The organism is Collimonas sp. PA-H2, from assembly GCF_002564105.1.
GTDB lineage: Bacteria > Pseudomonadota > Gammaproteobacteria > Burkholderiales > Burkholderiaceae_D > Collimonas.
Genome location: NZ_PDBX01000001.1, coordinates 2,148,664 through 2,165,450, shown reverse-complemented (window position 1 = coordinate 2,165,450; position 16,787 = coordinate 2,148,664). Strand labels below are relative to the sequence as shown.

Genomic DNA, 16,787 nt, shown 5'->3' with positions numbered 1-16,787 from the left:
AAGGCCGGCCATGCTGGAAGAACTGTCGAAAGCCGGACGTTATCTCGGACAGACCATGCGCCTGATGGTGGGTTTGCCTGAGTACGGCACTTACGTGACGCACATGGAAAACACCCATCCGGGCGAACCGATGATGAGTTACGAAGAGTTTTTCAAGGAGCGCCAGGAAGCACGCTACGGCGGCAACGGCCGGGTTGGGCGCTGCTGCTAGCTGCTTAAAAGTTAAGCGTCCTATGGGGATGTTGATGCCGACCGGTCCGCCGGCCGGCATTTTTTTTGCCCCTGTTTTCAGCCGTTCAATTCAATTGGCCGTTATAGGCGCCCGGCGCCGGCTGCGGACTGTAGTAAAGGTTGACGATGCGCAGCAGGCGGCCGAGGAACATGCCGTTGAAGATGCCGTAGAGCGTACAGACAATGACTGTAAATGCAGCATCTTGCGCCAGCGCCGGATGAATGGACAGCGTCACGCCGACCGCATATTTGGTCAGGAAAACTCCCATCATCAGCGCCAATGGCAGCCAGCTGCCGCGCTGGAACACCACCCCGCGTTCCGGATAGGCAATCACGCGATCCTTGCGGAACAAGCGCCAGTTCAGCGTCGCCGCGATGGCCCCTGCCAGCAGCCAGCACAGCATCGGCAGTGCCGTGATGCCGAATACGGTGGATACACCCTGCCAGGACAGCGCCAGCATCACCAGTGGGATGATTGCCAGTCTTTTGAGCGTCACTTCGCGGTCGACGCTGGCCAGGATGCCGCGGTAAACCAGGAACGCCAGCAGCGCCCAGACCCAGAGTGGTGTGTGTGAAATGATTTGTGCAAACATGAGGTTCTCCCGTTGAGTGATCTGCGGCGATTATCTGGTCGCCGCAGAGGCGGGAGAAGCGGAAAGCGACGAAATGCAGGAATACGTCGCGAATCGACAGCCGGCGGCGATGGCGTGCAGCCGGTTTGTCCCCTGCCCCGGCGCTAGCGGACTTCCGCCGAGTACTGGAAGCGCTCGGCCGGCACAAAGGAAGTGCGCCATTCGACCGGTTCGCCGGCGTGATCCAGCATCAGCCGCTCGACGCAGATCGCCACGGTCTTGGTTTTCAGCTTGAACACCGAAGCGTTGGCGCGGTTCAGCGGTTTTGCCGTCAGATCATCAATGGCGCGCGAGACCAGTACATCGCATTCGCTTTCATAGATGGGATACAGAGACGACGGAGAGTTGCTTTTCAGATATTTCTGCAGCTTCCTGAAGCGCGCCAGCGGCAGCCAGATATGTTCCGACAGCACGATTTCATCGTCCAGAGAGCGGGTGCGGTGCAGATACAGCGCCTTGTCGCGCGGCTTGAGCTTGAGTTTTTCCGCCACCGCGGCGGGAGGTATCGCGCTCGTCATCGAACGGATCTCGGCAGTCGGCAGCTGATTTTTGGCTTTGCCATGTTGCCGCACGAAACGCAGCATCGAGGAGCGTTCGGCAGCGCGCGCGACGAATGTTCCGCGTCCCCGCACGCGATCGACGACGCCATCGGTGACCAGCGCGTCCAGCACCTTGCGCATGGTGCCGACGGCGATTTCATATTCGGCGGCTAGTTTGTCTTCGGACGGCAGCGCTTCATCGGCGGCCCAGCTACGCAAAGCGATCCTTTGCAGCAAATCGTCACGGACTTGCAGGTAGCGCGGCAAGCGCGGATCAGACCCGTTTTCCGGCGGCAGAGACGTAATTTTTTTCGAGAGAGGCGCGTTTTTTTTGGAGAGAGACGCGTTTTTTTTCAGGAGAGGCGTGTTTTTTTGCGAGAGAGACGCATTTTTTTTCGGCAGAGACGCGTTTTTTGCACTTTTTTTGATCAGCATTTACAACATTTCAAACTTGGAACGGGTCCGCAATTTACCAAGTTCCAGTTGTTTTTACAATACCTATGTGAATCTCTACTTCTATACAGAACCAGAGAATCACATATCGGTTCAGCTCCGGCTCAGCGCGACGCCCGCCGGGCGCGGCTTGCGCTCGGCCAGCCACAACAGCACGATCGCAACTGCCGAATAAATCCAGTAGTCGACCGGCACGCCGCCCAGCCAGTGCTTGTGCCACGGCACATCAATCGGATTGAAGCGCGCCAGCCCGTAAGCCGGGTTGAGCACGAACCAGAGCCAGTCTTCGCTGATCCAGAACACCATGATGGAAGCCATGATGCGGCTCTCGCCGCGCCAGTCCCAGCTGCCGTTGAACCAGATCGGATAGTGGAACATCAAGGCGATGAAAGGGAAGATCCAGGCGTGGTAGCCAGTCATGGCGCGGCCGCCCCAGAAGATGTCGAGCAGCCAGTGATGTTCGATGCGCCAGGTCGGCAGGTTGGCGGCCCAGCCGGCGGCACCCTCGATCTGGATTTCGACATTGGCGAAAAAGAAGGCAGTCAGCACCGCCCAGAACAGCATGCCGAACAGGCGGCGAAAAGGTGTGGAAGCAGTCATGGCGAGAGCGTAGTAAATGGAGGATCGAGTTTGCTGAGCACGGTTTGCAGCACAGCGCGCGCGGCGCGCGGACGGCCCAGCTCCAGGCTGCGCTGGCGCAGGCGCTGCAGCAGTTGCGGCTGCTGCAGCAATTGCTGGACCCGGTATTCCAGCGCGATGAGGTCGATCGCCTTCAGCGCCGCGCCTTGTTCCAGCAGGTAGTCGGCGTTGCGCTCCTCCTGTCCCGGGATCGGCGAGTGGATGATCATCGGTACTCCCATCGCCAGGCATTCCGAAGTGGTCAGGCCGCCCGGCTTGGTGATCGCCAGGTCGGCGCAGGTCATCAGTTCATCGACCTGGCTGGTGAAGCCGAACGGGAACAGCCGGCCCGGATGCGCCGCCGCCAGCTGCTTCAGCTCGGCCAGCATGGCGGCGTTCTTGCCAGCCAGCGCCACCAGCTGGAAATCGTCCGGCAGCGCCAGCAGCCGCTGCACGGTCTTGTCGAGATCACCGATGCCGGCGCCACCGGACATCATGAGGATGATCTTGCGCGCCGGATCGAGGCCGAAGCGGCGCGCGCATGACTCGCGCTCCAGGGTCTGGCCGAAGCCGGGCATGATCGGGATGCCGGTGACGTGCACCGCATCGGCCGCCAGCCCGCGCGTCCGCATGCGGTAGGCGATTTCCTCGGTGGCGGCGAAATAGCCTTGCATCAGCGGCTGCAACCACATGCTGTGCAGGTCGAAATCCGTGACCTGCACCCACACCGGACAGACCACGCGCTGCTTGCCGATTTCGCGCGCCAGCAATTCGGCCGGCAGGAAATGGGTGCAGATGATGGCGTCCGGCGCTGCCGCCTGTATCGCCTTGCGCAAAGGACGGGTGCTGATGCGCTCGATCGCGCGCCGCAGTTTTTGCGTTGGCGAGCTGCTGAGCGCCTTGTCGCTCTTCTGGTAGACATAGCCCCACAGCGCCGGATGGCGGTTCACCAGATGCAGGTAGAAATCGGTGTACACGGCGCGGAAGCCGGCAGGGACGAAATCCATCGCATCCAGGTGGATCGCTTCGGTGCCGGGGAATTCGGCGGCGGCATAGGCCCTGAGTGCTTCCGCGGCGCGCATGTGGCCGGCGCCGGCGGAAACGCTTAACAGCAATAGCTTGCGGGGGCGTGGTGGTTGGGCGGCGGCGCCCAGATGGGGCGCATGGTCTGGCTTATGAATGATAGGCTCCGGCGATGTGGTTTGCTGCCGGCAATGCAAAAATGACTACTTTCAAGCATACTCCTTGCAATCTGTATTTTGACGGGGTCGCCGAGATGGGGTCGCCGAGACGGGCCATCGAGGTGGCTGATGACGTTGATGATAGGGATAAATCAACGCTGAGTAAAATGACATTTATGACAAACCATCCCTGCCTGCACTCGTTCCAGAAAGACGCACTATGCCTACCACCCGCAAGCCGCTAGACGGCTTGGCCATGAGCCTGATGTTAATTCTTTGCATGTGCTGGGGGCTGCAGCAGGTGGCGATCAAGGTGGCGGCGCCGAGCATCTCGCCGATCCTGCAAAACGGCCTGCGTTCGGCCGTCGCCGCGCTGCTGGTGAGCGGCCTGATGTGGTGGCGCGGCAGCAAATTCTCGCTCACCGACGGCAGCTTCTGGCCCGGGCTGGCGACCGGCCTGCTGTTTGCCGGCGAATTCCTGTGCGTTTCCATCGGCTTGAACTACACCACTGCTTCGCACATGTCGGTTTTCGTTTACACCGCGCCGATTTTCACCGTGCTGGGTTTGCACTGGCTGGTGCCAGGCGAGCGTTTCGGCCTGACCCAGTGGCTGGGCGTGATCGCGGCGTTTGCCGGCATCGCGGTGGCGTTCGCCGGCGGCTTCGAAGCCGGCGCCGGTTTCAGCCGCATGCTGATCGGCGATGCATTGGGCGTGCTGGCCGCGGTCTTCTGGGCCGCGACCACCATCATGATCAAGCGCAGCGTCCTCACCAATGCCTCGCCCAGCATGACCCTGTGGTACCAACTGGTGGTGGCGGCGCTGTCGCTGCCGCTGCTGGCGCTGGTTTCCGGCCAGACCGAGGTGGCGCCGCTGAGCGGCATCATGTGGGTCAGCCTGGTGTTCCAGTCGCTGATCGTCGCTTTCGGCAGTTTCCTGGCCTGGTTCTGGATGCTGCGCCGCTACCTGGCTTCGCGGCTGACGGTATTTTCATTTCTGACGCCGCTGTTCGGCGTCAGTTTCGGCGTGCTGCTGTTGGACGATCCGATCGGCTTACCGTTCGTGTTCGGCGCCGTGCTGGTGCTGAGCGGCATCGTGCTGGTGAACTGGCAGCGTAATTGAAGTTTGATATGACATAAGGGAGAAAAAATGGTCACTTGCTATCTTCGCTACATCATCGACGCCGGCAAACTCAAGGAGTTTGAACACTATGGAAAATTGTGGATCCCGCTGGTGGAAAAATTCGGCGGCTCCCACCACGGCTACTTCCTGCCATCCGAGGGCGCAAACAACGTCGCCCTGGCCTTGTTTACCTTCCCCAGCCTCGCCGCCTATGAGCAGTACCGCATCAAGATGGCGGATGACGCAGAGTGCCAGGCCGCCTTCAAGTATGCAGAGCAGACCAAGTGCATTCTCAGTTACGAGAGAAGCTTCTTTCGGCCGGTATTCGAATAGGAATTTTAAGCTAAACGCCTATATACAGCCGGGTCAACAGTGCTGTTAACTGAGCAATGGGCGGCGCTTGGAGCCGCCGGGGCGTTCATTTTCGGCGTGGCACGTGCATGTGTTGTTTTTGCAACTAGACAGACAGTTCCAAGCAATATTTGCTTATATGTTTGGTATTATCTTGTTCTCAATTATTCCCGTACGACAATATTCATCGGTAACGACAGGATCACGGCATGAGCAACATACTTCAAAGCCTGCAAAGCCTTATCAACGGCCGTCAGAACAAGCGCATCCTCCGCCTTTCCTTCCCCCACGACGACGGTCCGCACGCGCAACTGCTGGTGAACAAGCTCAACGCCGCCGAAAGCCTATCGCGCGATTTTGAGTACACCGTTGAATTGCTATCGGATGACGCTGAACTGGCGCTGAAGGATTTGCAAGGCAAGCTGTTCTGTGTGGAATTAGTGAGAGCGGACGGCAGCCTGCGTTATTTCTCCGGCTACTGCTTCGAATTCCGCCTCTCTCGCACCGATGGCAATATCACCTTCTACCAGGCCAAATTAGGGCCGTGGACCCAGTACCTGCGCTTGCGCAAGGATAACTACATTTTCCACGGCAAGACCTTGCGCGAACAGATCGACAGCATCTGCGCCGACTACGGCACATTGCCCGATTGGGATTTCCGCGTCAGCGGCGAAGATCCGATCATGACGGACGCCATCCAGTTCGACGAGAGCGACCATAACTACGTCCATCGCCGGCTGGAAGCCGCCGGTCTGCTGTACTACTACGAACACAGCGAGAAGGGCCACAAGCTGGTCATCACCGATGACTCGACCCAGGCCGCAGCGATCGACGGCGGCGAAGAGATCCGCTTCCAGCGCCATGGCGGCGCGTTTGAGGAAGACGGCATCGGCGAATTCTCCCCGGTGCGCCAGATCGTCCCCGGTTCGGTGTCGCTGTCCGGCTTCAACTTCAAGAGCCCGGTGCCGATCAATGCCGGCGTGCCGACCCTGAACAAGCAGGGCAATGTACTCGATGTCGAATCCTATGAATATGCCGGCGCTTACGGCGTCAAGGGTGCCCAGGATGCAGACAAGCTATCGCGCCTGCGCATGGAAGAGATCGAAGCCGCAGGTAAACACTTTGAAGCGGCGGGTAATAACCGCTATGTGCTGCCTGGTCGCTGGTACCGCCTGACCGGCCATTTCTCTTCCAGCCCGTTTGCCAGCCATGAAGAAGCCGGCAAGAATGAATTCCTGATCATCTCGGTCCACCACATCGCCAGCAACAACTATCTGCAGCAGGCAGATCAAAAGGCCGAGTACCGCAACGAGCTGACCTGCCTGCGCAAGACCATCCCCTGGCGTCCCGGTCGTAATTTCCATAGCGTCAACACCAAGATCCTGTCGCCGCAAACCGTCACGGTGGTCGGTCCTTCCGGCCAGGGCAGCGTCCATACCGACGAATACGGCCGCATCCGTGTCCAGTTCCACTGGGACCGCATCGGCAACAACGATGAACGCAGCTCCGCCTGGGTGCGGGTTGCGAGTGCCTGGGCTGGCGGCGAACTGGGCGCCAAGTCCATCCCGCGGGTCGGCTCGGAATGCCTGGTCCAATGGCTCGATGGCAATCCCGACCGCCCCATCGTCACCGGCAGCGTCTACAACCAGCGCAACATGCCGCCCTGGAAGCTGGCGACCCAGCAGTCGCTGATGGGTTTTAGAAGCCGTGAGCTGACGCCCAACGGCGGTAACCAGCCAGGAGGGAGAAGCAACCACCTGGTGCTGGACGATACCAACGGCAAGATCCAGGCGCAGCTGAAAAGCGATCATCAGCATAGCCAGCTGAGTCTGGGCAGCATCAGCCGCATCGAAGACAATGTGGGGCGCAAGGATGCGCGGGGCGACGGCTGGGAACTGAGGACAGATGGCCATGGCGTGGCGCGTGCGGCCAAGGGGATGCTGATCACTACCGAGGCCAGAAACAACGCTGCTGCGCACATCAAGGACATGGGCGAGACGGTCAGAAGGCTGACCGCTGCGCGCGACCAGCACGAGTCGCTGGCCGATGCGGCGCAGCAGGCTGGGGCGCAGGAGAAACAGGGGCAGCAAGCCGATGTCGCACAAACCTTGAAGGCGCAGAACGATGCGATCAAGGGGCAGGGCGCAAGTGAAGAGGGTAGTTTCCCGGAACTGTCACAACCCCACCTTGTTCTGGCCAGTCCTGCCGGTATCGAGACCACCACCAGCGGCAGCACCCATATCGCCAGTGACCAGAACACGGCCATCACGACCGGCAAGAGCTTGTCCATCGCCAGCGGCGATAGCTTGTTCGCCAGCATTCGTCAGACCTTCAGACTGTTTGTTCATAAAACAGGCATGAAAATGATCGCTGCAGCAGGAGATATTGATGTACAGGCATTGACCAACAACATTAACTTGCTGGCCAAGCTCAATATTACGCACACAGCTAATCGCATCACGATCACGGCCAAAGAAGAAGTAGTGATCAATGGCGGCGGCAGTTATGCCAAATTCAATGCTACCGGTATCGAACATGGAACGAATGGCTCGTATGTGGCCCATGCCGCAGTGCACAGTCTGCCAGGAGAAAAGAATCTGCCCGTACCGCCAATGAACTTGCCGGTCGTCGATGGTTTTGACGAGCAATTCAGGTTGGTGGATGAGCATGACACCGCACTTCCGAATACTGCATATACCATCCGCAGTTCCTGCGGGAAAATATGGGAAGGCGTAAGTGACGTCGACGGTTTTACCCAAAGAGTATTCACCGAAAAGCCGACAGCTCTATCCCTCGAGTTATCCCAGAAAAAAGCTGCTACTCACGACATTTTTTTCCTGGTAAATGATATTAAAACGGGCAATCCGCTTGCCAACACCAAATACAAAATTGCACTTGCATCAGGCGCTGTGTTTTTCGGCACCACCGATGCTAAAGGCCATACCGAATTAGTCCATTCCAATCAACCAGAAGTAGCCACTATAGAGGTTCCGTACCATGGCGACAGCGCAAGCAACACTAACTCCGACTGCGGATCAGACTCCTGCAGTTGTTAGTGTTCCGGCAAAGGAATTAAGCGGTGCACAGTGGGTCGCGAGATTTCCGACTAGTGCGAGCGTTGACGACTTGACGCCGGATTTTCGAACTAAGGTGAATAGCTTTATCGCGGCTATCAAAACTGCCGGAGGCAGTGTCCGGATATCTGCAACCTACAGGCCAAAAGAGAGAGCCTATCTGATGCATTATTCAGCGGCAATTTCCAACGGAAACATTGCCCCGGCAAGTGTGCCGGCAATGGATGGCGTAAATATAGAGTGGGTGCACGATACTCCGGCGGAGTCGATCAGCGCTGCAACCAGCATGAAGACAGCTTACGCAATCGTCTTTCCTCCTGCACTCGTAAGTCGTCATTCGGACAAGACTGCTATCGATATGACGATCACAGGCATGTCTGGGAAATCCATTGTGGATGCTGCAGGAACCACCGTTTCAATTACAAACCTAAGCGATTTGAATCCGGTAGGCGCTACCTACGGGGTTAACAAACTCGTATCCGATCCCCCACACTGGTCAGCCGATGGACATTAAAAAATTCCTGCCGATTATTTTAGTAACCCTTTCATGCTCATCCTTTGCAAGTGAAATCGGAGAGGGCTTCGTTCAGAGAAATGCAGAAGGAGAAACGTATCTGTATACAACTCAAACGATCAAAAAAAATGAAAAGATCTTGGTTCAATATCCAAAAGAAAATGGCGATATCGAATGTTGCAAGGTAACGTCATCCGACGGGAAGCTATTGCCACAGGGTGAAGTTACCGATGAGCTGAATGGACGTGACGTACACGTTTACAAGCTGAAGCTGCGCTATACGAAGCCTTTTATCGGGATCGCGGTAATTGGAACGGGTGCTTCTGTTGCGGGAAGCGCCACCGAATTGGAAATTAAAAATCGAAACACATCAGTTAAAACGTGTTTGAGCCAAGAAGGTGTGCATCTATTCTCAACAAAGACGGGTGACCTGAAAACGCATCTATATTTGCCGCTTGGTTACGATGTGGAACCCACATGCGACTCGCCAGGTAAATAAGGAAAAAAGCAGCGATGCATCCCAGATGCATATGCTGAACCGTGCGAACAGTACCGTGAAGATGTTTAATTTTAGTTAGCCTTCTTACAGGAATATCACATGTCCAAACATAAAAAGGGACACAAGGCGGCAGGTACAACTAACAAGACAAAAAAATCGCTAGTCAAAGTTGTTGTTAAACCTGATGACGCTGGTGAGTGGATTAAGCCAAATACTCTTGATAAATTTTATATCGACGATGAGGCTAATTTTCCTTCCATCGAATTTGAGATAAAAACGGATTCACCGGGTCCCTATAAATGGCTTTGGGCGATGTCATGGGATGCCAACGTCAGCGGGCTGAGGGAGCGCGCGCGAGGGAAAAAGGTTGCTGCTTTTTCAGACAAAAATGAATTAACGCAAGCGGGAAAAAGCTGGGATGCAAAAACCATCAACAAAGTTATTGGCGGGCGGCTAACGGTCACTGTTGAGGTAGGGGAAGAAAAATTTAGGCGAACCGTGCTGATTTTGGGCAAGTCGCCAAGCAAGGAAAAAATTGACGCTTACGTTGCGCAGAAAGTTGCGGCTGGTTCGAATAGCAACGCCCGGGATGGCGAGCAGGATCGGACAACCGCAATTGCGACGATGAAGAAATTAATTCAACAAGAATCCCAATATAAGCATTTTCTTAATTTGGATTCGGAGCCTATTGTCGCGTTCGATAAAGGATATGGGCTGACCCAGTTAACGAGCGGCGATCCGACTTACGTGCAAATCTGGAATTGGAAAGCTCATATAGATGAGGCATTAAAGCGCATGGTTGGCCATAGGGCGAGTTCTGTAAAGCTCTTTAATAGACATGCAGACTGGCCGCATGACGACGAAATGATAGAAATAAATGCGATTTCTCTGTGGAATGGCGGACATTATTATGTTCCGGATCTTGTTGCGAAAAAAAGGGTTAGAAATCCGCAAATGATATGTGTGCCGCATGAAGGAAATAAGGGCTACAAAATCTCGACAGAAGAAGTGGGTAAGAAAACCCTTCAGGAGTTACAGGCCGATCCAAAACGATCGCCATCTTATACAGGAGTTTGCTATGCGGATACTATCCAGGGTTTATAAATCATGCCTTATCCCGCTCCTATTTCTAGGCCTAAATTCGCATGCTCAAATAGTTGACGGAAGTGTGACTTATGCTTTGGTTGATTCCAAAGGAGTTGAATTTGATGCGGTTCAAGCGGATCAAGAAAAAGGCATGTTTTTTCGCCGCACAGTTAAAGATGGGAATTACAGTAATTTCCGTTTGCGGGAATTTGATCGCATGATAAAGCAACATAATTTCACCTATCAATTGCTTGACGACTCTCTCATTTCAACGCCGGAAGGTGACTATTTTGTAGTTGAATCGATGAGATCAATTGCCTCGAATCCTGAAGATGATGTTGATTACAGAAAGCATCCAGATTGGTGGACGCACAGATGCGACCACGGTGTCAATATGTCCTATCTCGTTGGCGTGGCAAAAGGAAAAATCAGCATCGTTAAAAAATACTTCACAAGATGTAACTCTGAAGCCAGGGTATTTAAGAAAAATGGACAGATTGGCTATGAGGTTAAGGACTACAGCAAAGGAGGGGATCAGCCTCAGTCTTTGGTATACCTCCTAAAAGATGGAAAATTCATACGACAAGAAAATGGCCCTTATAAGGAAGAACGCTAATGAATGCGGCTATGGAGCTTGTTCACGACAGTACTCAAGACGATTTCGTACGGGCTGTTTTGTATTCTTTTGCAATCAGCGATTACGAGGGTAATGAGGTAATTACTTTAAAGAGCATCGTTTCTTCCGACATTTTTGACGGTATGGAAATTGAGATAGTGAACGAAGCTGTTAGTACAGTTCAACAAGCCGGCCTAATTGAGTGGGACGACACAAAAGTTGGGGCGATTCGTTTGACTCCGGTTGGTCAGGCGAAATTTCTCCTGGTCCGCAATGATTTTTTTGATGGGGATGAAATCGAATCACTGAGAGATTGGTTTGCTGATCTGAATATCCATGATCTTCTGGCCTCGCTAGAGTACCGCTCAATGAAGAAAAATTTTGTCGGCCTTGCTGCCTTGCCTGGACAGCCATGCCCGCTATCCGGTCAGTGGCGAGCTCAGAGACTGTCCAACAAGACAGTCTTTACTCGGATTGGAGAGCTACTTCCTGCACCAGAAACCGACGGTGTTGGAAATCAAGTGATATGGCATTTACTTAGGACTGAGAATACCGTCATCGGTGCTTGAATTGAGTTCCTGATTTGTGTTCTAGAACAGTAATCCTCTGGCACATGCGTAGTGACGTATAAAAATGCGCTGACCAGGTACAAGAAAATGAGAAAAGCTAAAGCGTAAAACAGCCATGGACATACACAGAAGTTTGCTATGCAGATCATATCCTCGGCAAGCATGCTTGCTTCTAGCAGCGACGCTTTTCATCGGAACTGTTCATGCTTCGCCTGTTGCGAGTGCCCAGATGCTGGAGAACTATAGGGAGAGTTTCAAAAATTCGACTCCTCCATCTAAATACATTTTTGTAGATGCGAATGGGGGAGATCAGCCAAGTGATGGCCCAGGGAAAATCTATATTCTGGACATTACTGCCAGGGAACCAGCCAGTTTTATCTATTCCTCTGAAATAGATCGCTTGTTTAAGGATCATTTTTCGGTGATGGTTGATAACGAATCGCTCATCTCCACGCCAACAGCAGATTATCTTGTCTTAATAATGACAAGGCCGCACGAATACAATCCCAAATCGGATCATTGCGCTGCCGGCATGGGTGAGGACCGAGCTTATCTGATTGCGATCACGGATAGTGGCGTCAAGGTGCTTAACCGAAATTTCTTCAGCTGCGCCGGCTCCTACAGGATGGTCCACGTCAATGAACAACCTGGCTACGAAATCCGAGATTATAAAAAGGGCATCGATCAAGCTCAGTCCGTACGGTACTTGCTACAGGATGGAAAATTGATACGAAAAGAAAATGGCCCGTACAAGGAAAAACCACAATAACGGTTCTTGTTGAATTTGATCTGTCGGCTAGCTGCAGGTCAGTACAAATAAAAATGCGGATGAACGGCACAAGCCGCTCATCCGCATTTTTTCAGGGCCCAAGCACATCGAACCCGTCATGCAACGCTCAAGACTCTTAAGCCGTGAAAGTACCTTCCGAAACCAGCGCTTGCAAAGGCAAACGCGGGCTAGGTTCTTCCTTCGAACGCAGGCCTTCCGGCAGCATGGCCTTGTCGCCGATCTTGCCGATGGCTACCGCTGCTTCGATGGCGAAGTTGGCCGGAACGCCCAGTTCGGTGCGTGTCTTTTCCTTGTCGAAACCGGCCATGCCGTGCGCATGCCAGCCGGACAGGCTGGCTTGCAGCGCCAGGTAGCCCCAGGCTGAACCGGCGTCGAAGGAGTGGGTTGGCGCCGGCAGTTCTTCGCTGCTGCCTGGCGGCGCGAAGGTGGTTTTCGACAACACGATCACCAGCGCCGAGGCGTTTTCGGCCCAGCTGCGGTTGAATTCGTTGAGCAGGCCCAGCAGGCGGGTCCAGTGCGGTGTGCCGCGGCGGGCGAAGACGAAGCGCCATGGCTGCGAGTTGTAGGACGACGGCGCCCAGCGTGCGGCTTCCAGGATGGTCAGCAATTCTTGCTCGGAAATCTCGTCATTGGCGTAGGCGCGCGGCGACCAGCGGCTGAGGAATTGCGGATGGGCCGGGTGATCGGCGACGCGTGGCGTGGACTGGGTCATAGTGTTCCTGTTATAAACTAGATAATGGATGCAAAGACGAAAATTCGCTGTGGCCGGATCCAGCCTGGCCAAGACGTCGCATCTTAGCAGCAGTTTTTGATGCTTGCAGAGGCTGCCTCGATTTACTGCATCGCTTAGATGTACCGGGCAAGCAGGGTGAAGATTGCTGCGCCAAGCCGGTATAATCGAAAATAACCAAGACTGCCCGGGCGTTGTCCAAGTGACAGCAAACCCGGCAGGCTTTCGCATAATCCCGTGCGGCGTCCGTGTTTCTGCGCCGCATCCTTGTTCTACTGACTGTCAATCCTATGCTAGCACCACAAAAACAACAGATCATCGACCTTTTCAACGCTGCCTTGCAGCCCGTCATCGCCGGCAGCGAGCTGACGCCGACCGTGACCCTGGAGCGCCCGCGCGATCCTTCGCATGGCGATGTGGCCTGCAATATCGCCATGCAGCTGGCCAAGCCCCTGAAAAAGAATCCGCGTGAACTGGCTCAGACCCTGGTGGCGGCAGTCATGGCCGGCGCTGCCGGCAAGGGCTTGATTGAAGCCGCCGAAATCGCCGGTCCCGGCTTTATCAACCTGCGCCTGACCGCCGCCGCCAAGCAACAAGTAGTTCAGACCGTCTTGCAGCAGGGTGCGGAATTCGGCAAGAGCCAGCTCGGCGCCGGTAAAAAAGTGCTGGTCGAGTTCGTCTCGGCCAATCCGACCGGCCCGCTGCACGTTGGCCATGGCCGTCAGGGCGCGCTGGGCGACGCTTTGTCTGCATTGTTTGAAGTGCAAGGTTTCGACGTCACCCGCGAGTTCTACTATAACGACGCCGGCGTCCAGATCGCCACCTTGGCGACTTCGGTGCAGGCGCGCGCCAACGGCTTGAAGCCGGGCGACGCCGCATGGCCGGAAAGTGCTTACAACGGCGACTACATCGCCGACATCGCCCAGGATTTCCTGGCGCGCAAGACCGTGGCCGCCAGCGATGGCGAACCGGCAACCGCCAGCGGCGACGTCAACGATATCGAATCGATCCGCAAGTTTGCCGTGGCCTACCTGCGCCGCGAGCAGGACCTGGACTTGCTGGCCTTCGGTGTCAAGTTCGACAATTATTACCTGGAAACCTCGCTGTACAAGGATGGCAAGGTCAACGCCGCCGTCGAGGCCCTGATCGCCGCCGGCGTCACCTATGAGCTGGACGGCGCCCTGTGGCTGCGCACCACCGATTACGGCGACGACAAGGACCGCGTCATGCGCAAGACTGACGGCACTTATACCTACTTCGTGCCGGACGTCGCCTATCACATCGTCAAATGGCAGCGCGGCTTCGGCAAGGTCATCAATGTCCAGGGCAGCGACCACCATGGGACGATCGCGCGCGTACGGGCCGGCCTGCAGGCGGTCAACATGGGCATTCCGCAGGGCTACCCGGATTACATCCTGCACAAGATGGTGACCGTGATGAAGAACGGCGAAGAAGTGAAGATTTCCAAGCGCGCCGGTTCCTATGTCACAGTGCGCGACCTGATCGAATGGTCGTCCGGCGAAGACGGCGCTGAAGCCACGGCTGATGCACCGCGCGACCTGACCCGCGGCCGCGATGCCGTGCGCTTCTTCCTGATCTCGCGCAAGGCCGATACCGAGTTCGTCTTCGACGTCGACCTGGCGCTGGCCAAGTCCGACGAAAACCCGGTGTATTACGTACAGTACGCGCACGCTCGCATCTGCTCGGTGTTGGCGCAATGGACCGGCGACGAAGCCAGCCTGAGCAGCATCGACCTCAGCCCGCTGACCGCGCCGCGCGAAGCCAGCTTGCTGGCCAAGCTGGCCGAATATCCGGACATGCTGCAGCATGCGCTGGAAGAGCTGGGGCCGCATCAGGTGGCGTTCTATCTGCGCGATTTGGCGGGTGAGCTGCATAGCTACTACAATGCGGAGCGGGTTTTGGTCGACAACGAGGCGCTCAAGCTGGCCCGTCTGGCCTTGATGCACGCCACCCGCCAGGTGCTGCGCAACGGCCTGGCGCTGATCGGCGTATCGGCTCCCGCACGCATGTGATTTGAATCTACAATAGGCGACTCGGTCCGACACTTTCCGGCGTTAATGCCGGCGGAACAGGTGGACCGAGACGGTCTGTAACCAGTATGTCATTGGGGAAGTATGAGCAAATTTATCAACAAGCAAGCTGGCGGTACTTTACTGGGCCTGATTTTCGGCCTGATCATCGGTCTGGCGATCGCCGTCGTGGTGGCGATCATGATCACCAAGACGCCGACGCCATTCACCAACAAGACAGCCAAGGCCGACAAACCGCCGGAAGCCATCACGGCGCCGGCTACGCCAGCCGCACCGGCTGCCGGCGGCGACCAGCTGCCGGATCCGAACAAAGCGCTGTACGGCAACCAGAGCGCGGCCAAGGAAGCAGCCAAGGCATTCACGCCGCCGGCCACCTCAGCGGTGCCGCCAACCGACAACACGCCGGCTGCCGTCAACCAGGCTGCCGAGAAGAAACTCGATGCGCTGGTTGCCAAGTCCCAGCAGGACAAGCCGGCCCCGGTGGTCGACAAATCGACTGCCGACAAGGCCAAAAAGGTCGCCGGCGACATCGCCGAAGCCAAGACTAAGGCCGCCGCCGCGGACGACAACTGGATCTATTTCCTGCAGGTCGGCGCTTTCCGTGAACAGAATGAAGCTGAAAGCGCCAAGGCCAGGCTGGCGCTGATGGGGTTCGAGGCCAAGATCAGCGAGCGCCAGGCTGATACCGGTTCCTTGTACCGGGTACGGGTCGGGCCATTTAATCAGCTGGAAACAATGAACCGGATTCGCGGGAAGTTGTCAGATAACGGCGTTAATGCGGCTGTGGTGCGGGCTGCGAAATAAAAGACTTGGTTTGCAATCACAATAAATGTTTTGTCTAATCGGTTGAAGGCAGAGTGACTCCCCTCTCTAGTTGAGCGTCCCTAGCCGGGCGCCTCTTCCCCACAATTTAAAAATAAGGATATTTCATGCGTTTTTTTCAAAAAGCCCTGGCAGTCGCTGGTCTTAGCCTGAGTCTCGGCCTGGTTGCCGTCAGCGCCGGCGCATCGCCGGCCAATCCGGTTGCCGGCACCGACTACAAAGTTCTCGACAATCCGCAGCCGACCGATAGCGGCCTCGGCAAGAAAGTGGAAGTGACGGAATTCTTCGGTTACTTCTGCCCGCATTGCAATGCGCTCGAGCCGACGCTGGAAGACTGGGTCGCCAAGCAAGGCGACAAGATTTCCTTCAAGCGCGTACCGGTCGATTTTGGCGATCCAAATGGCGATCCGAAGAAATCGCCTTACGTAACGCAGAAAAAGCTGTACTACACGCTGGAAGCGATGGCCAAGCTGCCTGAGATGCACAAGAAAGTCTTCAACGCCATCCACGTGCAGCGCCAGAACCTGAACAACGACGCCGCCGTCGCCGATTTTGCTGCCAAGAGCGGTCTCGACAAAGCCAAGTTCATGGACGTCTACAATTCCTTCGCGGTGCAGACCAAGGTGACCCGCGCTACCCAGCTGCAGAACGCCTACAAGGTCGACGGCGTGCCGATGCTGGTGGTTGACGGCCGCTTCGTCACCTCTCCATCGATCGTCGGCGCAACGCCTGGCGCCGGCGAGACCGAAGCAGCCTTGTTCAAGACTACCTTGCAAGTGATGGACAGCCTGGTGGCCAAGGCCGCCGCTACCAAGAAGTAATCAGCGGGCCGGCCATTACGTTTGGCGTGGCCGGCTGGCAGTAGTTGTTGAAAAGTCCGCCTCTCGCAAGAGGGCGGGCTTTTTTATCGA

The 16,787-nt window shown here is 56.0% G+C and carries 18 protein-coding genes; 13 read left to right on the top strand and 5 right to left on the bottom strand.

Features of this window, described 5'->3' with window-relative positions:
- The first annotated feature begins 10 nt into the window (after nt 1–10).
- Nucleotides 11–211 (top strand): YbdD/YjiX family protein, encoded by a 201-nt coding sequence (locus BCF11_RS09865; RefSeq protein WP_041742732.1) that lies wholly within the window; start codon nt 11–13, stop codon nt 209–211.
- An 85-nt stretch (nt 212–296) separates the two neighbouring features.
- Here the strand turns inward: BCF11_RS09865 and BCF11_RS09860 are convergent, their stop codons facing one another.
- The 4 genes from BCF11_RS09860 to BCF11_RS09845 all read right to left on the bottom strand — a co-directional run bounded on the left by BCF11_RS09860 (nt 297) and on the right by BCF11_RS09845 (nt 3,555).
- Nucleotides 297–824 (bottom strand): DUF6622 family protein, encoded by a 528-nt coding sequence (locus tag BCF11_RS09860; RefSeq protein WP_098494590.1) that lies wholly within the window; start codon nt 822–824, stop codon nt 297–299.
- 143 nt (nt 825–967) lie between these two features.
- On the bottom strand, nt 968–1,669 hold the full coding sequence (locus BCF11_RS09855) for a GntR family transcriptional regulator (protein WP_199110811.1): 702 nt from the start codon (nt 1,667–1,669) through the stop codon (nt 968–970).
- 279 nt (nt 1,670–1,948) lie between these two features.
- Nucleotides 1,949–2,455, bottom strand: coding sequence for a hypothetical protein (locus tag BCF11_RS09850; RefSeq protein ID WP_098494588.1), 507 nt, complete (start codon nt 2,453–2,455; stop codon nt 1,949–1,951).
- Entirely contained in the window at nt 2,452–3,555 is a 1,104-nt protein-coding gene (locus tag BCF11_RS09845) for a glycosyltransferase (protein WP_199111113.1), read from the bottom strand. Before BCF11_RS09845 ends, BCF11_RS09850 begins: the two co-directional genes overlap by 4 nt.
- 319 nt (nt 3,556–3,874) lie before the next feature.
- On the opposite strand from BCF11_RS09845, the gene BCF11_RS09840 reads away from it, so the two are divergent.
- From BCF11_RS09840 to BCF11_RS09805, 9 genes are all read left to right on the top strand, one after another.
- Nucleotides 3,875–4,774 carry a DMT family transporter gene (locus BCF11_RS09840; protein WP_098494586.1) on the top strand — a complete coding sequence of 300 codons (900 nt, stop codon included), beginning with the start codon at nt 3,875–3,877 and terminating at the stop codon, nt 4,772–4,774.
- A gap of 27 nt (nt 4,775–4,801) precedes the next feature.
- Nucleotides 4,802–5,107, top strand: a complete 306-nt coding sequence (locus BCF11_RS09835) for an NIPSNAP family protein (protein ID WP_098494585.1) — start codon at nt 4,802–4,804, stop codon at nt 5,105–5,107.
- Nucleotides 5,108–5,334: 227 nt separating this feature from the next.
- The gene (locus BCF11_RS09830; protein ID WP_233212431.1) at nt 5,335–8,181 is read left to right on the top strand and encodes a type VI secretion system Vgr family protein; all 2,847 of its coding nucleotides are present in this window, start codon (nt 5,335–5,337) and stop codon (nt 8,179–8,181) included.
- A gap of 94 nt (nt 8,182–8,275) precedes the next feature.
- Nucleotides 8,276–8,713, top strand: coding sequence for a hypothetical protein (locus BCF11_RS09825; RefSeq protein ID WP_233212430.1), 438 nt, complete (start codon nt 8,276–8,278; stop codon nt 8,711–8,713).
- Nucleotides 8,703–9,212 (top strand): hypothetical protein, encoded by a 510-nt coding sequence (locus BCF11_RS27495; RefSeq protein ID WP_143751290.1) that lies wholly within the window; start codon nt 8,703–8,705, stop codon nt 9,210–9,212. Before BCF11_RS09825 ends, BCF11_RS27495 begins: the two co-directional genes overlap by 11 nt.
- A gap of 99 nt (nt 9,213–9,311) precedes the next feature.
- Nucleotides 9,312–10,316: a hypothetical protein gene (locus BCF11_RS09820; protein WP_098494583.1), complete on the top strand. Its 1,005-nt coding sequence runs from the start codon at nt 9,312–9,314 to the stop codon at nt 10,314–10,316.
- Between the two features lie 64 nt (nt 10,317–10,380).
- Nucleotides 10,381–10,914 (top strand): hypothetical protein, encoded by a 534-nt coding sequence (locus BCF11_RS09815; protein ID WP_143751289.1) that lies wholly within the window; start codon nt 10,381–10,383, stop codon nt 10,912–10,914.
- Nucleotides 10,914–11,483 carry a hypothetical protein gene (locus BCF11_RS09810; protein ID WP_098494581.1) on the top strand — a complete coding sequence of 190 codons (570 nt, stop codon included), beginning with the start codon at nt 10,914–10,916 and terminating at the stop codon, nt 11,481–11,483. Before BCF11_RS09815 ends, BCF11_RS09810 begins: the two co-directional genes overlap by 1 nt.
- Before the next feature lie 166 nt (nt 11,484–11,649).
- A complete protein-coding gene (locus BCF11_RS09805; protein ID WP_143751288.1) occupies nt 11,650–12,252 on the top strand; it encodes a hypothetical protein in 603 nt (200 codons plus the stop codon).
- Nucleotides 12,253–12,388: 136 nt separating this feature from the next.
- On the opposite strand, the gene BCF11_RS09800 is transcribed toward BCF11_RS09805, so the two are convergent.
- Nucleotides 12,389–12,985, bottom strand: a complete 597-nt coding sequence (locus BCF11_RS09800; protein ID WP_098494579.1) for a nitroreductase family protein — start codon at nt 12,983–12,985, stop codon at nt 12,389–12,391.
- 308 nt (nt 12,986–13,293) lie between these two features.
- Here BCF11_RS09800 and argS point away from each other — a divergent pair, with 308 nt between their 5' ends.
- The 3 genes from argS (at nt 13,294) to BCF11_RS09785 (ending at nt 16,697) form a co-directional block, all read left to right on the top strand.
- Nucleotides 13,294–15,036 carry an arginine--tRNA ligase gene (argS, locus tag BCF11_RS09795; RefSeq protein WP_098494578.1) on the top strand — a complete coding sequence of 581 codons (1,743 nt, stop codon included), beginning with the start codon at nt 13,294–13,296 and terminating at the stop codon, nt 15,034–15,036.
- A gap of 102 nt (nt 15,037–15,138) precedes the next feature.
- Entirely contained in the window at nt 15,139–15,858 is a 720-nt protein-coding gene (locus BCF11_RS09790) for an SPOR domain-containing protein (protein ID WP_098494577.1), read from the top strand.
- 125 nt (nt 15,859–15,983) lie between these two features.
- The gene (locus tag BCF11_RS09785; RefSeq protein ID WP_098494576.1) at nt 15,984–16,697 is read left to right on the top strand and encodes a thiol:disulfide interchange protein DsbA/DsbL; all 714 of its coding nucleotides are present in this window, start codon (nt 15,984–15,986) and stop codon (nt 16,695–16,697) included.
- Nucleotides 16,698–16,787: the final 90 nt, after the last annotated feature.